A 19712-nucleotide genomic window follows, 5' to 3' on the forward strand; every position below is an offset into this window, starting at 1 on the left:
CCACTATCCTCTCCACAGGCTGCCATGACGCCTAGCGCAAGCACGGCCCCCGGGATCGCATGTTTCTTGTTCATGATCGTTCCTCATTTCAGGGACTATTCCCCGACCTCAAAGCTGATTTCGTAGCGAATACCAGCATCGGCAGATGCGGTGTTGAATGCGACGGACTCGCCTTCTTCAAGGGTGAACTCCGGGTTGTCACTCATGCCGTCACTCGTGAAGTACGCACCTTCGAGGGTGAAAGTCACGGAGTCATCGCTGACGTCCGTCACTTCGAGCACTTGGGTTGTGGTCATGCCCTTGATCGCGTAGCTCTCACCTTTGATGGCGGGCAGCTCTTTCGTTTCTGAACCAGTTGTGTCGTTCTTGGCCCACGTTTCAGCGGTGACGATGATCGTCCCCTCCGCGGCCGAACTTTCAGGCCCAGAACCACCATCACCGCAGGCAGCAAGCCCACCGGTCATGCCAACCAGGCTCACCGTCACTGTCATCTTCTGTGCCATCTTCATAAGAGCAGACTATGTGCTTGGACTTGTGAGGTCACCAGTATGACGTGGGCACGCCTACCCGTGGGGAGTTGCCATTGCACGGACATTGCGCTCGACAACGCAGCCAAAAAGGAGCATGGGCACTCCGGGGCACTACTCAAAATCTGCATACATGCGCGCTTTTGTCTCAAAGAGGTGGCTTCTTCAATTTACGCTGACAGGTTCGTTAACTACTCTGGCAAACCTCGCTGTCACCACATGCGTATCAAATAGGACCTCGCAGTGATGTCAGAAGCGATAAGTTCACTCCAAAAGCTGACGAAGTGTTCAGGCGAGAATCTCGACCTTGAACATGTAGGTGATGCCAACGTCATAGGTTGGCATCGAGAAGGTTCTTATCCATCCATCCTGATTCTCAACCAATGTTTCGGTGCTGGTGTAGTCGTATCCGCCGTAACTGTTCTCAGGAACAAGTTCTTCGCTGAAGGAGAGACCGACCACCCCGTCATCAATGTTCTCGACGGTGATCTCGAGACCATCCGAGGCTGACATGTCAACGGCAACAGTGTTGCCCTTCTTCACCTCGTGAGTGTTCTCAACTGTCCTTGGCTCATAGTTCGGGCCGTGACCGTTCCGGCTTTCCTCCGAGATGGTGAGACTGACCGTGACATCGTCAGACGATCCTCCCCCACCGCAGGCGGTCAGAGCACCCAAGCTAAGAACTATGCCTGGGACCACGTTTCGCTTGCTCATGGCAACTCCCTGCCTTGGCCTATTGAGCAGGCTGATATGTGATGTCGTAACGGACCCCAGCATCCTCCGAGGCGGTTTCAAAGGTGATCGAATCAAAGTATTCGAGAGTGAACTCGGGGTTCTCGCTCAGCCCTTCTCCCAGGAAGTAGGCGCCTTCAACGGCGATCGTCACGCTACCGTCGCCGATACTGGTCACCTCAAGGGTCGTGGTTGGTTCCGACATTCCCTTGATCTCATAGCTCTCACCCTCAACCGCAGGGAGCTCCATGGTCTCAGTTCCGACCGCCTGGCCCTTGGCGTGGTTCGTGGCTACAACAATGATTGTGTCCTCAGCGACCGACTCCTCAGTACCCGTGTTTTCCGGCCCGGAATCGTCATCACCGCAGGCAGCAAGCCCCGCAGCAATTCCAACAAGTCCCACAACGGTCATCAATCTCTGTGCAGTCTTCATACCAGCAGACTAGGTGGGTGAATCTTCTGCGTCACCAGCAGAGGTGGGCACGCCTACCCGATTGGACACGTTTGACCACCGAGTTTCCATCGTGTCCGATTCAGATCTGAGCCCGCACAGAACTATTCCGCGGGTTCGTACACAATCTCGTAATCGACTCCAACATCATACGAATCTGTCTGGAACGTGATTGTCTCGTGCTCGGTCAGGGTGATGTCTGGATCTTCCACCCTCGAATTATCGATTCTGAAGTAGCCCTCAAGATTGAACGTGACTCTACCGTCCCTAGCGTCAACAACCTTTAGTGTGGTGCCAGAAATCTGATAGGGCTCACCCACAACAACGGGTAGTTCATCGGTCACGGGGTCATAGGCAGTGCCTTTACCCCAACTTGTCGCTTCAACCACGATCGTGCCACTACCCCCCACGCCACCCGAAGCGGAGCCTTCTGGGTCTCGGTTATCGTCTCCGCAGGCAGCGAGGCCAGTGACGATGCCGGCCATCGCTATCAATGTGGTGATTTTCTGTGTCGCCTTCATGACAGCACGGTAAGTGGCCTGATCCTCGGAGGCACCCGATGAGGTGGGCACGGCTACCCGGAACGCGGCATTCAATCCCGTAGCTCTCACGACACAACAGTGAGGACGGGCCAGCGCTCATCCCGACGATCTCGCTTGCGATCCGTCATCCTGTTTTCGCGATTCTCTTGTGGAGCGGGTCTATTCACCCGGTTGATAAGTCACGTCGTAGTAGTAACCTCCGTCATCGGAGGCCGTCTCGAACGTCGTCGACCAGGAATCATAGAGGGTGAACTCTGGGTTTTCGCTCGGACCATCCTCTCCTGCGTAGTAGTAGCCATCGAAAGTGAAAGTCACGCTGTCGCTTCCGACCTCGTTGATTTGGAAGGTTGTGGACCATGCACTGTCAGGCATGATCTCGTACTCTTGACCCTCAATCACTGGGAACTCCAGCGTCACCGTCTCACCCGTACGGTCTTCAGCCCAACTCGTCACATCAATGACGAGCGTTCCCTCGCCGGTCGTGTCTGCTGGTCCGGTCCCTTCAGTCTCTGTCTCCACAGGTTCTGTCTCAACCGGCGTATCGACTTCGTCCGGCGCCTCTTCCTCCTCCGGACGATTAACCTCGGGAGAAGTGTCTTCGGCTCCGAGCTCTTGGGCACCAGTCTCTTCAGCTCCAGTCTCTTCTGGACGCTCTTCGTCCCCACATGCTGCTAGACCGATGGTTAAACCAATCGTTCCCGCCATTGCCATAAATCTTCGTGTCGCTCTCATACAGGCACACTAAGTGAGGGAGCAGTGTCAGTCACGAGCAAGACAGGGGGAAGCCTACCCCGCCCCATAGTCGTGCCAGAAAGTTCAACCAGAGAACCGTCAGGGGACCCTCCGTGAAGAACTACGCGACCACACTCGGCAAATGGAGTGTGGCGTCGATAATCCTTGTTATTGACTGAGGTCTAGGACATCAGTTCGTCGTAGAGGTTATCGACTCGTCGGGAGATATCGTCACGAACGAGCCTCATGCGTTCCTCGCCATCGATGCCACGCAGGGACGGCTCATCAATATCCCAAACCTCGATGTCTTTAGCCTGCTGGAACTCCTCTGTTCCCGCTTCGGTCCCAAGAATGACGACCTTATCGACTGAGGAGACAACGGTGGGATCGATGCCCTTGGGGTACTCGCCAGCCATGCTGGCACCGACCTCTTCAATGACCTGCCGGGATAGTTCGTTGATGGAATCCCCGGGCTTCGTGCCGCACGAATAGGTATCAACCTTGTCACCCGCCTTGGCCTTCATGAGGGCCTGAGCCATCTGCGACTTGCCACCGTTCTTCACGCATACAAACAACACCGATGCCATGATGGAACCCCTTCTTAGGTCGTGCCCCGAGTCTAACAGTCGCCAAGTTTGCAGAACAGACAGCTCACCAACATTTCAGCTACCTCGTTCATCCGCCCCACGTCCCAAATCCCCAAACCCACGTCAGCTTATTCTTCTTGGGGAGAGCTCACTCCCTCACCGCGCATCGAGACCGAGCGCGCCCCGTAGACTGGGCAGAGAAACGAAAGGCAGATCATGACGGACTCACGCAAAGCCGCCCTCATCACCGCCGGAGGAATTCTGGCCCACTATTCGATGCCGGACTTTGTTGGTTCAAAGTTCCTCCGCTTTGTTGGCAAGACTGCCGTCAATTCCGGACTCATTGCATGGTTCGCAACGGAAGAACGGGACTCCCTGAACGATGGCGCCCGGACCGTCAAGGAGTATTTGGATGGGGCGGACGCCGATGAACTGAAGTCCGCCGCAGGCGTCGTTGCCGGCCTGACCATCACGAGCACGTTCCTCACCATTCTCGCCGAAAAGGGAATCTTCAAGAGAGCTGAAAGCAGGAAGGCTGAGGGCAAGCGACTCCCCCACACCAAGCAGGCACTGGTGCTAGCGGCCCTTGGCGCAGGGCTCACTCTCATCGGGGACAAGGTCGATGCCAAGTAGCATCACTTATTGAAACCTCTTCCTTAGGCTACTGGTGTTGCCTTGCGGTAATCGGTCGTGTTCCACGGCCGATTCCATTTAGCGGCTAGTTCCTCGGTGAGCCTATTGACGTCCTGACCGAGGAGTTGGAGATGGAGGCCGGCAACGTTCTCGATTTCGATGCAGGCCTGCTCCGCCTGCGACAGTGAACCCGACGTGATAATTCCGTGGTTTGCCAGCATGACAGCGTCGTACGGGTACTTAATCTCGTCAATGCTGGCAAAGAGTTCTGGGCTACCCGGATAGGAGTGGGGAACGTAAGGCAGGTTTCCCACCCTCATGAACACGTAGGGCGTGATCGGCGGGATTGCGTGGTAGGGCTGCCAGGGATTCAAGCAGTACACCGCCGTCGGAGGGGGCGTGTTATTGTGATCGACTGCGGTGGCGGCTGGATTGCGTTCGTAGTCCTTGACGTGAAAGCCAAGTTCCCCCGTTGGCTTCGGTCCAGTTACTTCACCGTCCTTGAGGATTGAGAGGTCATTTCTTGTCAGCATGGAAAAGGATGTCCCAGTCCCCGACAGATAGATGGTGTCGCCGATTTTGCACGAGATGTTTCCTGAGGCACCTGGAGAGAGTCCCAGATCCGCAAGTCGGTACGCCGTCTCCAGCATTTTTTCGACAGCATCAGTCACGGTTGTACTCCCAAGTCCCAAGAAACAGATACTCGCTCACCCTAGCCTCGAATCGGACATCGGTTCCCTAGTTTTGACGCGAAGGTACCGTAGGCAAATCAATGATTGGCATTGAGGCAATCAATACCCAGCTGTTCAAAGCCGATGCCAACAACGTCGTTGACGTTCAATTTAAATATGTTAAAAAACAACAATGGGGCGGCCGGCCGATGCCTGCCGCCACTGAGGTTCTAACTCTTAGATCTTCTTGATCGGGAGTTACTTGATGCGGGTGCCGACCGAGCCGAGCTGCTGGCAAGCCTCGACGATGCGGTCTGCCATGCCCTTCTCAGCTGCCTTGCCCCATGCGCGGGGGTCGTACTGCTTCTTGTTACCAACGTTGCCGTCGATCTTGAGCACGCCGTCGTAGTTCTTGAGCATCCAGTCAGCAACGGGGCGGGAGAATGCGTACTGCGTGTCGGTATCGATGTTCATCTTGATGACACCGTGCTTGACAGCGGTTGCGATCTCTTCTTCGGTGGAGCCGGAGCCGCCGTGGAAGACGAGGTCGAACGGCTTCTCCTTGCCGTACTTCTCGCCAACTTCCTTCTGGATTTCGCCGAGGAGCTCGGGGCGGAGCTTGACGAAACCGGGCTTGTAGACGCCGTGGACGTTACCGAAGGTCAGAGCGGTCGTGTAACGGCCCTTCTCGCCAAGGCCGAGGGCCTCAACGGTCTTGATGCCGTCAGCAGCGGTGGTGTAGAGCTTCTCGTTGATCTCGCCAACGACGCCATCTTCTTCGCCACCAACGACGCCGATCTCGATCTCGAGGATAGTGTTGGCCTTCTGGGAGAGCTCGAGGAGCTCCTGAGCGATGGAGAGGTTCTCGTCGAGGTCGACTGCGGAACCGTCCCACATGTGGGACTGGAAGGAGGGGAGCTCGCCGTTCTTGACCTGCTCAGCCTCAATCTCGAGGAGCGGGCGAACCCAGGAGTCAATGTTCTGCTTTGCGCAGTGGTCGGTGTGAAGTGCGACGGTTACGTCGTAGTTCTTAGCAACTTCCTTGGCGTATGCGGCCATGGCGAGCGAGCCAGCAACGCGATCCTTGACGGTGGAGCCGGAGAAGTACTCGGCACCGCCAACGGAAACCTGGATGATGCCATCGGACTCTGCTTCCGCGAAGCCCTGGAGAGCTGCGGTGAGTGTCTGGGAGGAGGTGACGTTAATGGCCGGGTAGGCGAAGCCACCCTTCTTGGCCCGGTCAATCATCTCGTTGTATACCTCTGGGGTTGCGATAGCCACGGTGGAACTCTCCTTCGTAGTGGGCTTTTACCACTTGCTATTGTCTCATGAGCGGTGCTCAATCGGTAGGCCGGTGGGCCTAATTTGCAGTGTTTTTCTGGGAAATTTGTGGGTTTATAAGCGATTCCACACGATTCACTCGCCGGCGGGCTGACGCTCAGCCCACTCCGCGAGAGTGACCTTGGGACCCGTGTAGAACGGGACGTCAACCCGTACGTGACGGCGTGCCTCGGTGTAGCGGAAGTCCCTCATGAGATCGACGATGCGGTGCAATTCGTCGGCCTCGAGAGCGAGAATCCACTCGTAGTCGTTGAGCGCGAAGCAGGCGACCGTGGATGCCACAACATCCTTGTACGGCGCCCCCTTCATGCCGTGGTCGCGGAGGATCCTGTTGCGTTCAGATTCCTCGAGCAGGTACCACTCGTAGGAACGGACGAACGGGTACACGGCCATGTACTTCGGGGCCTCGTCTTCGAGGAGGAAGCCGGGAAGGTGACGCTTGTTGAACTCGGCGGGGCGGTGCAGGCCAACAACCGACCACACGGGGCTGATGGGGAGATCGGAGTTGAGGAGCGCGTGGTAGGCGGCCTGAACCTCCTCGATCGTCTCAGCATGCCACCAGGCCATGAGGTCAGCGTCGGCGCGCAGGCCAGCCACGTCGTAGTAGCCTCGAACGACAACGCCCGTGGCAGCAACAGCTTCCTCGGCTGCCTTGACGATCTCTTCTCGTTCAAACGGCGAGATCTGACCGGTGGTCGCAAAGACCGACCACATGGTGTAGCGGATGGATGAGTTGACTTCTTCGACAATCTGATCGCTCGGCTGCTGCATGATGCTCCTTTGCGTGAGGCGCTTTGCCTCGTGGTGTTCGTCGGTTGTTCTGATCGATGTGTGCGGTTGTCCGTGTGGTCGTGAGCCCGTGGCTCCTGAGCGAGACGCTCAAGGAGCCGCGAGTGATTAGACGATTGCGGGAATACCGGGGGCCTCGGGGCCCGCCCAGCAGCACTTTACCGAGCAGGAGGTGTCACCGGGGTTCTGAAGGATGTCGGCAAGCTGGGAGATGAAGGCGGGGTGGACGCCTGCGGTGGCGGCGCGCAAAAAGCCCATACCAAGCTCTTCGGCCTTGGCCTTCGCCTCCGTGTCGAGGTCGTACAGGACCTCCATGTGATCCGAAATAAAACCAATGGGGGCAAGAACCACGGATTCCACACCCGTCTCGTGCAGGTCCTCCAGGTGGTCGCAAATGTCGGGCTCAAGCCAGGGCGTGCGGGGCGAACCGGAACGGGAACAGAACGCGAGATCCCATTCTTCGATTCCAAGTTCGGTGGCGATGCGTTCCGCGAGCGCCAAATGCTGCTGTTCGTACGTGAGCTCGTGACGAGCGCCGGAGGCCGTGTTCATCGCTGTGGGGATCGAGTGGGTCACGAACACGAGCCGTGCACCCTCCAGCTGCCCCATGGCCTTCTTGACGGCGTCGAGGTTGGCCTCGAAGAAGCCCTCGGTGTTCCAGAATGGCTTGGTTTTACGGATCTCGAGGTCCGGGACATCGAGTTCACCGAGCCAACGTGCGATGTCTTCGCGGTACTGACGGCACGAGGAGTATGACTCGTAAGCTGAGGTGGCGATCGCTGTGATGTCACGGGCGCCGTCCGCGTAGAGTTCCCGAATGACGTCGTTGCCGTAGGGTTCCCAGTTGCGATTGCCGATGACAACGGGGGTGTTGTCGCCGCGTCGCGCGAGTTCGTCTCGCAGGTAATCCACGAGCTGATTGTTCAGTTCGTTGATGGGTGATTTCCCACCGAACATGAAGTAGTGTTCACCAACCTGTTCCAGTCGTTCATCCGGGATGCCCTTGCCTGCTGTTGCGTTACGCAGGAACGGGACAACGTCCTCGGGCTTGTTCGGCCCGCCATAGGAGAGAACGAGGTAGGCGTCAGGCATTCGGCTTGTCCTTTCGTGGGCACTTCGACAGTGCCTGCTCGGTTGGTTTGGGTAGTTCAATACCGAAAACGAGTTCCGCGGCACGATGGTATTCCTCGCCGCGTCCTTCCCTAGCCGCGTCTTGTGCGGCGCGGGAAGGGTGGTAGGCAACCGCTGCCGCGAATCGCTGGAGGGCTCGGATCGCGGCCTCAGCGGGAATCTCACCGGCGGCGGGGAGCTTGCGTAGCTCCTTCTCAAGTTCACCGGACACCATGTCGCGAACGGCGACAACGAGCGGATCCATAGTGCGGCCCAGGAGATCGGAATCGAGCTTCGCGAGGCCCTCGTTGACGATGGTGCGAGCCTGATCCATGTCCCCGGCACCCGCTGCGGGCACGTGCCTGCGGACCGTCTCGAGATCGATGAGGGTGACATCCTCGATGTCCTTGACCTCAGTCTCGACGTCACGGGTGCGAGCAAGGTCAACGAGGGTGAGGGGGCCGCGGCTCTGCTTTGCTTCCTTCACCATCTCGACGGTGAGCACGGGGGAACCGGTACCACGGCAGAGCACGATGACATCGGGCCACGCGAGATCGAGGGTGGGTGAGTGGTCGATGTGGTGGTCGGCGGCGAACTTGGGGCCACGACCGGTCTGGGACCACACGCGCACGCTGCTGGCACCTCGTTCGTTGAGGGCAGCGACCGTGGCTCCCGCGTATGCTCCGGTGCCAACGAGGAGGACGTTGATGCCGGTCCAGTCGGTGCGGGGAATCGAGGGACCGTCGATGTCTTCCCACTCGTACTGGCCGCGTTCACACGCAACCGCCCCCGCCATGTCCAGCGCGACGCTGACGATGGAGCGGCCGGCCCGGGAGATGTCGGTCTTGACTGCGACTTCGTGGGAGGTGCGGAGCGCCCCCTGCATGGTCTGCTCGAGGAGTGGTGAGGTGGTGCCGTCCCTGCGGGCTTCGGTCAGTGCCTGGCGGACCTGCCCGACGATCTCGCGTTCGCCCACAACCATGGAGTCGAGGCCGGAGGCAACTTCAAAGAGGTGGCGGGCAGCATCAAGACCGGAATAGACGGCGACATTGGATCCGATGAGGGAGGCTGCGTCGCGTGCGGCCTGCTCGCCAGCATCCAAATAGACTTCGTATCGGTTGCAGGTGGACAGCACGACAGCACCGTCGACTCCTGCACTGTTCAGGATGTCATTCTTGACCTGGTCACCACGCTGCGCCGTGTCAGCAACATCCGAGATATCGGAATCGTGGTGATTCACCGTTAGGACCACAAAGCTCACACCTCCGATTCTGTACCTAATTGGCAAAAATTTCCACTTGCTCACACAATAGAGACGTGTCCCTCTTAATTGATGCAGCCCGCGGTACGCGTGGCGAGCGAGTCCCCGTCTGGTTCATGCGACAGGCCGGCAGGTCCCTTCCCGAGTATCGGAGCCTGCGCGAGGGCACGAACATGTTGGACGCGTGCTTGAACCCTGAGATGGCGGCGGAGATCACGATGCAGCCCGTGCGCCGCCACGGAGTGGACGGCGCCGTGTTCTTCTCCGACATCGTCACGCCCCTCAAGGTGGCCGGCATCGACGTCGACATCAAGCCCGGAGTGGGTCCCGTGTTCGGCAACCCCATCGCATCAGCAGCCGACGTCGACAAGCTTGTGGCGTACGAGTTCGAGGACTCCCCCGAGATCCGCAAGGCCGTCGAGATCTGCGTGAATGAACTCGATGTTCCCGTGCTTGGTTTCGGTGGTGCACCGTTCACCCTCGCCGCCTACCTTGTCGAGGGCAAGCCCTCCCGGGATCATCTCGCCGCCCGCTCCCTCATGTACTCCGACCCGGTCTCCTGGGATCGCCTCATGACGTGGGCCGCGGACGTGACGGGCAGGTTCCTCCAGATCCAGATCGAGGCCGGTGCCTCCGTCGTGCAGCTCTTCGACTCGTGGGCCGGTTCCCTCTCGAAGGCAACCTACAGGGAAAAGGTCCTCCCCTACTCGGAACGGGCACTCAGCTACGCCAACGTTCCCACCATCCATTTCGGTACCGGGACCACAGGGATACTGCCGGAGATGGGAAGCATCGCGTCCGTTCTCGGAGTGGACTACCGCATTCCCCTGAACGAGGTGGCGCAGCTCGTTTCGAACAAGCCCCTTCAGGGCAACCTGGATCCGGCTCTGCTTTTCGCCCCGTGGGAGGTCCTGCGAGCTCACATCGATGAGGTTATTGAATCGGGGAGGGCGGCACCCGCCCACATTCTCAACCTCGGCCACGGCGTTCCACCCAACACCGATCCGACGGTCCTCACGAAGATCGTGTCGTACGTCAAGGGGGAGCTGACCGGCGAATGATCGTCATCATCGGAGGAGGCCTCTCGGGCCTGGTAGCCGCTCACGAACTCGCGCAGGCCGGCAAGCACGTCACCCTGCTCGAGGAACGGTCAAAACTCGGCGGCCTCATCGCCTCCGACACGATCGGCGGAGTCCGTCTCGACATCGGCGCGGAATCCTTTGCGCGCCGCAACAGCGCCGTCACCGACTACGTGCACTCCCTGGGCTTGGACACTCTCGTACCAACGGGCCGTTCCTGGATCTGGCACGGTAAGCCCCTGGTCATTCCGGCCGATACCTCCCTCGGCATTCCTGCCGATCCCTCGTCCCCCGAGATCGTTGCAGCGCTGGACCACCCGGAACGGGTTGCCGAGGATCTTGTCCTCGACCCGAGCGTAGGTGCAGAGGCAACAACCCTCGCGGAACTCGTTGAGGCACGCATGGGTTCAGAGCTCCTGGAGAAACTTGTTCGCCCCATTGCCACCGCCATCTACTCCACGGATCCTGCCAAGCTCGCCATCAATCCCCAGCTTGCTGCAGATTTCCGTAGCGCAGGAACCCTGTCGGCCGCCGTCGCGAGGGGGCTGGCAGGGCCGGCCGTTGCCTCCGTCAAGGGCGGCATGTTCCACCTCGTCGACACCCTGGTGGCCCAGGCCGAGGATGCTGGAGCGGTACTCGTGACGGACGCGAAGGTCATCAGCGTTAAAAACTGTGAAACCGCTTCCGCTTCCTCCGCCGTGACCGTCGAGTACGTGCGCGACGGTATAACTGAAACCCTGAGCGCCGACCACGTCATCCTTGCCACGTCGATCCGGCCCGCCGTGTCGCTCCTCGAGTCGGTCGCCAATCTCGAGCCCTTCGAGATCCCCACGGGCACTCCCACCACGCACGTCACGCTTGTTCTCGACGCCCCCGAGCTTGACGGTGCTCCCCGCGGCTCGGGCATGTTGTGCGCGCAGGGCACGGCCCGCGCCAAGGCCCTCACCCACCTCACGAGCAAGTGGGGCTGGCTCAAAGAGGTCACGGACCTGCACGCGGTCCGCGTCTCCTACGCCAAGAACGAGGAGATATCGGCGCAGGACGCTCTCGAGGACCTCAATACCCTCATGGGAGTCTCTCTTGAGTTCTCTCAGATTGTTGGCTCCAAGCTGGTGCGCTGGGGCGGTGCGCTCACGCCCTCAACGCCCGCCCTTCGCGAATGGTCGCAGACCATCACGGGGCCGGAATGGATGAGCATCACGGGGGCGTGGCGGGCGGGTACCGGAGTCGCCTCCGTCATCCCCCACGCGCTAGCAACGGCTCGAGAACTGATCTAGCTCCCCTATCGACTCACGCCTTCAGGCTCTGAACTTCTGGCTTTCAGGCTCTCCCGATTTCAGGCTTCCAGGCATTCCCGCTGTTGCTTTCCCATGGTAGGGTTCCCTGAGTCTTTACTCGCCTCGGAACTGTACCTCGTTACGAATCTGATTGGGGGTCATGCCGCTGCTGAGGAGTACGTGGAGCAGGATGCGCAGGCGGCGCGCGTTGAGGAAGCCGCCGGGGATGACGCCACGCACGATGAGATCCTCCTCTGAACCCGGGTACCCGTATGTGTGTTCAGTTGTTGAACCACTTCCGGTCCGTGTCGTCATAACGACTATCAGACCCTCTCCCATAAGCTCCTCGACTGCATCGGCTGCGGGGATGGATAGGTGTCCCGCGCCCGAGGCCTCGATGACGAGGGCACGTGGATTGCTGGTGGCGATCGCCGTGACCCACTGACCGTCGTCCCCAAAGGGTGATTGAACGATCGGGATCTCGATGTCACGAACATCCGGCACCGGGAGCGGGTCGAAGACGCGTGCTGGCCTCAGCATGAGCCGGAGCTTACGCTCAACGATCCTGCCGACCGGGCCCCACCCCGGAGATTGGAAAGCGGACACGGCGGTGGCGTGAGACTTGGTCACGAGGCGAGCGAGATGAACCGTGTCGTCAAGCGCAACCAGCACTCCCATGCCGCGGGCCTCGGGAGCACTCGCGGTCACGACAGAGGCAAGGAGATTGGCGGGACCATCCGCACCCGGAACGTTCGGGCTCCTCATCGCACCCGTGAGGACAAGGGGCTCCTCCCTGTCCCACAGCAGGTCCAGGAAATAGGCACTCTCCTCGAGAGTGTCTGTGCCGTGGGTGAGCACAACACCGTCCGCGCCGGAGTCCACGGCCTCGCGAGCAAAGTCCAGGGCCGCCAGAACATTACTGGGAACGATCGCGGGAGATGGCACGTTGCTGATCGAATGCGACCTGATCTCCGCAACATCCTCCAGCACGGGCACCGAGGCAACCAGTGCGGCAGCATCCAGCTCCGGTTTCACCGCCTCCATCCCCGGTGCGGACATGGCGATGGTGCCACCGAGGGCACCCACGGCAACGATTGGTTTAGGCAACACACACTCCCAAGTAAAAAAGGGGACGTGTCCTCACTCCCCCAGCCATCATAAGCATCCGACCAATGTCCAGTTTGGTCAACAGCACGACCCATCGGTCAGTGCAGAGGACGCCGCATACTCGGCGGAAGATCGCGAGTTAAACAGTTGTGCGGGTTGACTGCCTTCGTATGGGACGGTCGCTGTCGTCAAGGATAGTTGGCTCAGTCAAGTGAGAGTGGCACACGGCACGAGCTAAGCAGCAATGACCATATAAGGCGCGTGAATATGAGGAATCGGAGGTGTTCCTCCCGAATTCGGGAGGGCCCGCGGTTGACCGAGGTGCGTATGATGGCGACATGCACGTGCTTCGAGTTGGTTCCAGAACTTCAGATCTCGCCGTCGCCCAGGCATCAGCCGAGGCCCAGGCCATTGTCGATGCAAACCCCGAGCTTTCCGGGTTTGAGATCGTCGGAATCTCAACGAAGGGTGACGTCGATAAGAGCTCCCTTTCCCAGATTGGTGGAACCGGTCTCTTCACGGGAGCGGTGCGTGAGGCGCTACTCCGAGACGAGTGCGATATCGCCATTCATTCAGCCAAGGATCTGCCGGCCGCGGACCACCCCGAGCTTTCCCTCTACTTCCCAAAGCGCGAGAACGCTCACGATGTCTTTGTGGGGCACACCGATTACCGCGGCCTCCCCTACGGCGCCAAGATCGGTACCGGTTCCCCGCGCAGGGCAGCCCAGCTTCGCCACTTCCGTCGCGACATTGAGATCGTGGACATTCGTGGAAACGTACCCACCCGCCTCAGCCGCGTCAACGAGGATCTTGATGGCGTGATCCTGGCCAGGGCCGGTCTCAACAGGCTCAGAATCGACACCGGTCAGGACCTGCCCTTCGAGGTCATGGTTCCCGCAGCCGGTCAGGGCGCCCTCGCCATCGAAACCGTTGCCGGTTCCAGGTTCGAACCTTTCCTGGAGAAGATCGACGACCACACGACACGGCTCGAGCTCACCGCGGAGCGCACCTTCATGACAACACTGGGTGCCGGATGCTCCACCCCGATTGGGGTGCTTGGTGAGTCCACCGGCAAGACCGTCGCTCTGCATGCCAGGTTCACGGGGGAGGGATCGAAGATCGAGATCCGCAGGAGCTCCAACAATCCCGTCACGCTCGCAACCGGCCTTGCCGAAGAGTTCATCAAGCGTGGGGTGCGGCCGTGAGAGTCGCGATCACCCGTCCCCGCTCTCAGCTCACGGAGGGCTGGCTCGCCGTTCCCGTCACCTCGCGCCACCCGATCCAGTCCGGTCTCGATGCCTTCAGCGAGGCTCTCAACAACGCTGAGGCCGGCACGTGGGTAGCCGTCACGTCACCGCACTCCTTCCGTCTCCTCCAACTGTCGAAGATCCAGATCCCGCAGAAATTGCGAATTGCATGCGTTGGTGAGGCGACCGCCCAGGGCTCCCCGCGCACCCCGGACTTTGTTGGTCCGCCTCCCGCGAGCGCACAGTCGATGGTGAACACAGTTCCGAACGGGAAGGGACGGGTGCTGTTCCCGTCATCCGCGCAGGCATCCCAGACCCTACAGGTGGGCCTCGGCGAGCGCGGTTACCGAGTCGACCGATTCGACATCTACTCGTCCGAGGCCGATTCCGGTGGCGTGAGGAAGTTGGCGGAGGCTAAAGCCGATGCCATCATCGTGACCGCATCAACCGCGGCCCGCGCCATTGCCGACCACTGGCCCACGGGAACCGAGGTTCCCAAACTCATTGCTCTTGGTCAGCCCACCGCGCAGGCCCTCGTCTCGTGCAAGCTCCCAGTCTTTGCCACATCAGATACACCAGACCGAGTGGGCCTCGAGGCCCGCCTCGAAAGGATCGACTCATGATTTCACGCCCACGGAGGCTCCGCACCACTCCCGCCATGCGTTCCATGGTGAAGGAAACCGGCTTCACTGCCGGCAATCTCGTTCTTCCCATGTTTGTTCGTGAGGGCATCACTTCCCCCGAACCCATCGCCTCCATGCCAGGCGTATACCAGCACACCCTCGAGTCCCTCACGAAGGCGGCCCGCGAGGCTGTCGACGCCGGAGTCGGCGGCATCATGCTGTTCGGTGTGCCCGTGGAACACGACGCGACCGGGTCGGCAGCCGTCGATCCGAACGGGATCCTCAATGTGGGGCTCAAGGCGCTGCGTGACGAACTCGGTGACGAGGCCGTCATCATTGCCGACCTGTGCCTGGACGAGTTCACAGATCACGGCCACTGCGGTGTTCTCGCCAAGGATGGCTCCGTTGACAATGGTGCGACGCTGGAGATCTATAGGGAGATGGCGGTAGTGCAGGCACAGTCCGGCGCACACATGCTTGGCCTGTCGGGAATGATGGACGGTCAGGTAGCGGCCTGCCGCGAGGCTCTCGACGAGGCAGGATTCGAGCACGTGTCTATCCTCGCCTACTCCGCCAAGTACGCCTCCGCCTACTACGGCCCGTTCCGTGAGGCAGTCGATTCCCAGCTCAAGGGCGATCGCAGGACGTACCAGATGGACGTGTCGAACCGGACCGAGGGGCTTCGCGAGGCTCTTCTCGATATCGAGGAGGGAGCAGACGTTGTCATGGTGAAGCCCGCCGGCTCCTACCTCGATGTCCTCTCCGATGTCGCCGAGGCATCGACCGTTCCGGTTGCCGCCTACCAGGTGTCCGGCGAGTACGCGATGATCGAGGCCGCCGCCGAACGCGGTTGGTTGGATCGCGACCGCACCATCCTGGAATCCGTGTCCTCGATCGCGAGGGCCGGGGCCACCATCATCTGCACCTACTGGGCCACCGAGCTGGCAAAGAAAGTGAACCGTGTCTGATCTCTTTACTCGCGCACAATCCGTTATCCCCGGTGGCGTCGATTCCCCCGTCCGCGCCTTCGGTTCCGTAGGCGGCGCCCCCGTTTTCATCGATCGCGCCTCCGGCCCCCACATTCACTCCGGCGACAGGGAGTACATCGATCTCGTTGGTTCCTGGGGTCCCGCGCTCCTTGGTCACGCACATCCGCAGGTCGTGGACGCCGTCCAGCGGGCGGCATCAAAGGGCCTCTCATTCGGTGCTCCCACCGAGGCCGAGGTCGAACTCGCTGAACTCGTCATTGACCGCGTAGCTCCCGTGCAGAAGATCCGCTTCGTGTCCACGGGCACCGAGGCCACCATGACTGCCATCCGTCTCGCCCGTGGCTTCACGGGTCGCGACCTGGTCGTGAAGTTCGCTGGCTGCTACCACGGCCACGAGGACAACATGTTGGTCGCCGCCGGTTCCGGTGTTGCGACCTTTGGCATGTCCTCCTCGGCGGGTGTTCCCAAGGGCACGGTCGAGGACACCGTCGTGTTGCCCTACAACAACCGCGAGGCAGTCACCGACCTGTTTGAAACCCACGGGGACCGCATCGCCGCGATCATCGCAGAGGCGGCTCCCGCGAACATGGGACTGGTCCCTCCCGAACCCGGGTTCAACGCCTTCCTCAAGGAGCAATGCGAGAAGGCGGGTGCACTGCTCATTCTCGACGAGGTGCTGACCGGCTTCCGCCTCTCGAAGAGCGGGATGTGGGGGATCGATCAGGAAGTTCCGTACTCGCCGGATCTGCTGACCTTCGGCAAGGTCATTGGTGGCGGCATGCCCATCGCGGCCCTCGGTGGTCGTGCCGATGTCATGGACTACCTCGCGCCCCTCGGTCCCGTCTATCAGGCGGGCACGCTCTCGGGCAACCCGCTGGCGACCGCCGCCGGCATCGCCACCCTCAAACTGGCAGACGATACCGTGTACGAGACGATCAACCGAGCCTCAGAGGCACTCTCGACCGGATTCTCCCAGGCACTGACCGAAGCCGGTGTGGCACACACGATCCAGAAGGTTGGTTCTCTGTTCTCGATCCTGTTCTCGGACACTCCGGCAACGAACTACGACGAGGTCGCGGCCCAGGATCAGTTCCGGTACCCGCCGTTCTTTCACTCCCTCCTTGAGGATGGCATTCACCTGCCGCCCTCCGTGTTCGAGGCCTACTTCGTGTCCGCAACCCACGATGATGCAATCATCAACAGGATCCTGGAGGCGGCGCCGAAGGCCGCTCGTGCCGCCGCAGAGGCTACTGCCTAGTGCTCCAGGAGCTTGCTCGCCTCATCGCCCAGGGCGATGTGGTCGTGGTGTCCGGGGCCGGTCTGTCGACCGGCTCCGGCCTTCCCGACTACCGCGGGAGTGGCGGCTCTGAGAAACCCAGCGTCGACTACGACATGTTCAGAAGCTCACCCATGTGGCGGCGCTGGGTGTGGCAACGCAACCAGGAATCCTGGAAGGCCCTCGATTCGCTCCCACCCACGAGGGGGCACCAGATCCTCGCCAACTGGGAGAGGCGCGGACTCATCATTGGGACCGCAACCCAGAACGTTGACGGACTGCACTTCAAGGCAGGATCGGAAAAGGTGGCGGAGATGCACGGGTCGTTCAACCGCGTCGCCTGCATCGACTGCCACGAGATCACCTCGCGAGAGGAACTCGATGTCAGACTTAGAGAACTGAACCCGGACACGATCGACGATCCGGATCCCGCCCATGTGGCTATCCTGGCCGAAGCCGATAGAACACGGGCCGAAACCTCCACCTTCACCATCGCGCCGTGCAAGACGTGCGGTAGCACCCTCAAGCCGGACATCGTGTTCTTTGGCGAGGGCGTTCACGACATCGAGCAGGCCTTCGACTACGCACGTAGCGCCAAGACCATCCTTGTTCTCGGATCCTCTCTTCTCGTTCTGACCGGCATGTGGGTCGTGACCCAGGGGCTCTCCTCCGGAGCCAGCCTCGCCATCATCAACCGCGGCCCGACGCAGGCAGACCGACTCGCAGACATCAGGCTCGACGCCGACATTGACTCTACGCTCACGGAGATTGACAGGCTCATCACGCACGCGGGCCAAAGCTGACCTACAAAGAACTGATCCCCAACAGTCTGGTGTGCTGAGAACCCGGGTCTGTGCCGGCCAGCAACCCGCCACGTCTCGCAACAACGAAGTGACAAACCAAAGGGAAAAGCAGCTTGCCTATCAACGATGGAGGCCAGCGCGCACGGTAAAGGGGATGAATCCGAATGGATCCATCCCCCTGGCCACATACTTGAGAGCCTAGCGCCTCAGTGCGGGTCTGGCTATGGCCTCTTTGGATAGGTCGTGGCCTCTACCGGTCCAAGATCAGTCACCTGAGTCAGCGGAAGGTGCCGAGTAGCCGGAATCCGCCGAGGGAGCAGAGTACCCGGAGTCAGCCGAAACGGGACTCGGTGCCGAGTAGACGGGTGCCGGTGCAGGTCGTGCTGGAGCAGGAGCCGGTGCGGGCGCGGGTGCAGGGGCCGGGCGAGCCGGGGCAGGTGCCGGAGCGGGCTGCTGTGCCCTAGCGGGTGCCGGCGAGGGAGCCGACGGAGCCGAGACCGGGGACGGTGCCGAAACCGGTGATGGTGCCGAAACCGGGGAGGGAGCCGAAGCTGGGGACTGCGGGGACTGGGCCGACTGCGTCGACTGAGCCGAAACGGTGGACTTGGCTGAGGGGGTCGATACTGCCGACTTGGTCGAGACTGCGGAGACCGTGGTGTTTGCGGACTGGGTGCTGTGGGTCGTGTTGGCGGATACGTTGTCCTGCTGGATCTGTGCGGGACGGACCACGTCATCACCCTGATCGGCAACCGCGATTCCGGTACCTGCGAGGATCGTGACAACTCCGAGAGTTCCAGTGGTAATCCAAATCCTGTTCGACATGATGTACTCCTTTTTGTCGGTGGAAGCTTGGCTCGCTTCCCTTGCTGATCACAAGTAAACAAACCCCGTATGACGCGGAAAGGAGATACACATGAGAAAGCTCTCATGCGTTCTCACGTTGTCTCATAATGAGAGCCCGCTCAGCTACGTAAACTGAGCGGGCTCTTCGAGAAAATTAAGCGATACCAACGAAAAATCGGCATGGCGGTCTGGGCAATTAACTTGTCTGGGCCAGAATAGATTTCGTGAGAATCTCACCTTGGTTGGCCCGAAATTAGTTGGATCTCTTCCCGTACTGGTGTGTCACGGACCAGGAATGCATGGCAATGGCGGCTGCGGCGGCCACGTTCATTGACCTCGTCGATCCGTACATCGGGATCTGCCGTACCTGTGCGCACTCGGCTAGGAGCTCGGGGGAGATTCCCTTAGATTCCTGGCCGAAGACAAGGACGGAGCGCTCGGGAAGCGGGCTTGCCTCCAGATCCGTACATCCCGGGACGTTGTCGATTCCGATGATGGCGTAGTCGTTTTCACGAGACCAGGTGGCGAGGTCCTTCGGCTGGGGCTGGTGAATGATGTCGAGGTAGCGGTCGGTCACCATGGCGCCTCGACGGTTCCACCGTCTCCTGCCCACGATATGCACTCCCCCAACATTGAACGCATTACCGGTACGGACAATGGAACCGATGTTGAGATCGTGCTCGAGATTCTCGATCGCGATGTGGAGGGCGGCACGCGACTGATCGAGATCGGCCTTGATCGCTTCCACGGACCACAGTCGGTACTTGTCGACCACGTTCCGAGTATCACCATTCATGACGAGCTCGGGATCGATCCTCGGATCCGACAGGCGAGGATCATCTGGGTTTAGCTCTGCATTGGTTGGCTCAGTTGGCTGGCTGGGTCCCAGTGTCGCGATCTCCTCTAAACGGGGGTCAGCCCCGGCATTGCCGGGGCTGACGTGAAACTGTTCGGTCATTACTGCCCTGAGTTCGGGTACTGCCCGTTGCCGGGTGCACCATCGGTGGGACGACCGGCGTCGCGACCCGGGTCGTATCCGCCGCGCTGACCACCGAAGGGCATGCCACCGGGTTCGGGGGCGGGCTGCCAATC

23 protein-coding genes are annotated in these 19712 nt (G+C 60.4%); 9 read left to right on the forward strand and 14 right to left on the reverse strand.

Going from position 1 to position 19712, the window contains the following annotated elements; translation table 11 throughout:
• Positions 1–95: 95 nt before the first annotated feature.
• The 6 genes from QMB98_RS05150 to QMB98_RS05175 all read right to left on the reverse strand — a co-directional run bounded on the left by QMB98_RS05150 (position 96) and on the right by QMB98_RS05175 (position 3571).
• Positions 96–509 (reverse strand): hypothetical protein, encoded by a 414-nt coding sequence (locus tag QMB98_RS05150; protein WP_371684608.1) that lies wholly within the window; start codon positions 507–509, stop codon positions 96–98.
• A 306-nt stretch (positions 510–815) separates the two neighbouring features.
• Positions 816–1241, reverse strand: coding sequence for a hypothetical protein (locus QMB98_RS05155; protein WP_371684609.1), 426 nt, complete (start codon positions 1239–1241; stop codon positions 816–818).
• A gap of 19 nt (positions 1242–1260) precedes the next feature.
• Entirely contained in the window at positions 1261–1692 is a 432-nt protein-coding gene (locus tag QMB98_RS05160) for a hypothetical protein (protein WP_371684610.1), read from the reverse strand.
• Positions 1693–1814: 122 nt separating this feature from the next.
• On the reverse strand, positions 1815–2231 hold the full coding sequence (locus QMB98_RS05165) for a hypothetical protein (RefSeq protein WP_371684611.1): 417 nt from the start codon (positions 2229–2231) through the stop codon (positions 1815–1817).
• 180 nt (positions 2232–2411) lie between these two features.
• Positions 2412–2984, reverse strand: a complete 573-nt coding sequence (locus tag QMB98_RS05170; RefSeq protein WP_371684612.1) for a hypothetical protein — start codon at positions 2982–2984, stop codon at positions 2412–2414.
• Between the two features lie 182 nt (positions 2985–3166).
• Complete coding sequence (locus tag QMB98_RS05175; RefSeq protein ID WP_371684613.1) at positions 3167–3571, reverse strand: low molecular weight phosphatase family protein; 405 nt, start codon at positions 3569–3571, stop codon at positions 3167–3169.
• A 216-nt stretch (positions 3572–3787) separates the two neighbouring features.
• Between QMB98_RS05175 and QMB98_RS05180 the strand changes: the two genes are divergently transcribed.
• Entirely contained in the window at positions 3788–4204 is a 417-nt protein-coding gene (locus tag QMB98_RS05180; RefSeq protein ID WP_371684614.1) for a hypothetical protein, read from the forward strand.
• Between the two features lie 23 nt (positions 4205–4227).
• Here the strand turns inward: QMB98_RS05180 and QMB98_RS05185 are convergent, their stop codons facing one another.
• On the reverse strand, positions 4228–4854 hold the full coding sequence (locus QMB98_RS05185; RefSeq protein WP_371684630.1) for a class II aldolase/adducin family protein: 627 nt from the start codon (positions 4852–4854) through the stop codon (positions 4228–4230).
• 122 nt (positions 4855–4976) lie between these two features.
• Between QMB98_RS05185 and QMB98_RS05190 the strand changes: the two genes are divergently transcribed.
• Positions 4977–5126, forward strand: coding sequence for a hypothetical protein (locus tag QMB98_RS05190; protein WP_371684615.1), 150 nt, complete (start codon positions 4977–4979; stop codon positions 5124–5126).
• A gap of 7 nt (positions 5127–5133) precedes the next feature.
• Here QMB98_RS05190 and fbaA read toward each other — a convergent pair whose 3' ends face one another.
• From fbaA to QMB98_RS05210, 4 genes are all read right to left on the reverse strand, one after another.
• Positions 5134–6156 (reverse strand): class II fructose-bisphosphate aldolase, encoded by a 1023-nt coding sequence (fbaA, locus tag QMB98_RS05195; RefSeq protein WP_371684616.1) that lies wholly within the window; start codon positions 6154–6156, stop codon positions 5134–5136.
• Positions 6157–6291: 135 nt separating this feature from the next.
• Positions 6292–6987 (reverse strand): hydrogen peroxide-dependent heme synthase, encoded by a 696-nt coding sequence (gene hemQ / locus QMB98_RS05200; RefSeq protein WP_371684617.1) that lies wholly within the window; start codon positions 6985–6987, stop codon positions 6292–6294.
• A gap of 126 nt (positions 6988–7113) precedes the next feature.
• On the reverse strand, positions 7114–8097 hold the full coding sequence (gene hemH / locus QMB98_RS05205; RefSeq protein ID WP_371684618.1) for a ferrochelatase: 984 nt from the start codon (positions 8095–8097) through the stop codon (positions 7114–7116).
• The gene (locus QMB98_RS05210) at positions 8090–9355 is read right to left on the reverse strand and encodes a glutamyl-tRNA reductase (protein ID WP_371684619.1); all 1266 of its coding nucleotides are present in this window, start codon (positions 9353–9355) and stop codon (positions 8090–8092) included. The genes hemH and QMB98_RS05210 overlap by 8 nt, the downstream gene beginning before the upstream one ends.
• A gap of 77 nt (positions 9356–9432) precedes the next feature.
• On the opposite strand from QMB98_RS05210, the gene hemE reads away from it, so the two are divergent.
• Together hemE and QMB98_RS05220 are read left to right on the forward strand one after the other, a co-directional pair.
• A complete protein-coding gene (hemE, locus tag QMB98_RS05215) occupies positions 9433–10437 on the forward strand; it encodes a uroporphyrinogen decarboxylase (protein ID WP_371684620.1) in 1005 nt (334 codons plus the stop codon).
• Positions 10434–11732 (forward strand): NAD(P)/FAD-dependent oxidoreductase, encoded by a 1299-nt coding sequence (locus tag QMB98_RS05220; protein WP_371684621.1) that lies wholly within the window; start codon positions 10434–10436, stop codon positions 11730–11732. Before hemE ends, QMB98_RS05220 begins: the two co-directional genes overlap by 4 nt.
• 114 nt (positions 11733–11846) lie before the next feature.
• Here the strand turns inward: QMB98_RS05220 and QMB98_RS05225 are convergent, their stop codons facing one another.
• The gene (locus QMB98_RS05225) at positions 11847–12839 is read right to left on the reverse strand and encodes an asparaginase (RefSeq protein ID WP_371684622.1); all 993 of its coding nucleotides are present in this window, start codon (positions 12837–12839) and stop codon (positions 11847–11849) included.
• A 338-nt stretch (positions 12840–13177) separates the two neighbouring features.
• On the opposite strand from QMB98_RS05225, the gene hemC reads away from it, so the two are divergent.
• Genes hemC through QMB98_RS05250 form a run of 5 tightly spaced genes read left to right on the forward strand, consistent with a single transcriptional unit; the run spans position 13178 to position 17777 of the window.
• A complete protein-coding gene (gene hemC / locus QMB98_RS05230) occupies positions 13178–14044 on the forward strand; it encodes a hydroxymethylbilane synthase (protein WP_371684623.1) in 867 nt (288 codons plus the stop codon).
• Positions 14041–14709 carry a uroporphyrinogen-III synthase gene (locus QMB98_RS05235; protein ID WP_371684624.1) on the forward strand — a complete coding sequence of 223 codons (669 nt, stop codon included), beginning with the start codon at positions 14041–14043 and terminating at the stop codon, positions 14707–14709. Before hemC ends, QMB98_RS05235 begins: the two co-directional genes overlap by 4 nt.
• Entirely contained in the window at positions 14706–15677 is a 972-nt protein-coding gene (hemB, locus tag QMB98_RS05240; protein ID WP_371684625.1) for a porphobilinogen synthase, read from the forward strand. The genes QMB98_RS05235 and hemB overlap by 4 nt, the downstream gene beginning before the upstream one ends.
• Positions 15670–16956 (forward strand): glutamate-1-semialdehyde 2,1-aminomutase, encoded by a 1287-nt coding sequence (gene hemL, locus QMB98_RS05245; RefSeq protein ID WP_371684626.1) that lies wholly within the window; start codon positions 15670–15672, stop codon positions 16954–16956. Before hemB ends, hemL begins: the two co-directional genes overlap by 8 nt.
• Complete coding sequence (locus QMB98_RS05250) at positions 16956–17777, forward strand: Sir2 family NAD-dependent protein deacetylase (protein ID WP_371684627.1); 822 nt, start codon at positions 16956–16958, stop codon at positions 17775–17777. Before hemL ends, QMB98_RS05250 begins: the two co-directional genes overlap by 1 nt.
• Positions 17778–18041: 264 nt before the next feature.
• On the opposite strand, the gene QMB98_RS05255 is transcribed toward QMB98_RS05250, so the two are convergent.
• Entirely contained in the window at positions 18042–18599 is a 558-nt protein-coding gene (locus QMB98_RS05255; RefSeq protein WP_371684628.1) for a hypothetical protein, read from the reverse strand.
• A 274-nt stretch (positions 18600–18873) separates the two neighbouring features.
• Positions 18874–19578, reverse strand: a complete 705-nt coding sequence (locus QMB98_RS05260) for a TrmH family RNA methyltransferase (RefSeq protein ID WP_371684629.1) — start codon at positions 19576–19578, stop codon at positions 18874–18876.
• Positions 19579–19712 lie beyond the last annotated feature (134 nt).

Origin of the sequence: Flaviflexus sp., assembly GCF_041440645.1 — a bacterium.
Classification (GTDB): Bacteria; Actinomycetota; Actinomycetes; order Actinomycetales; family Actinomycetaceae; genus Flaviflexus.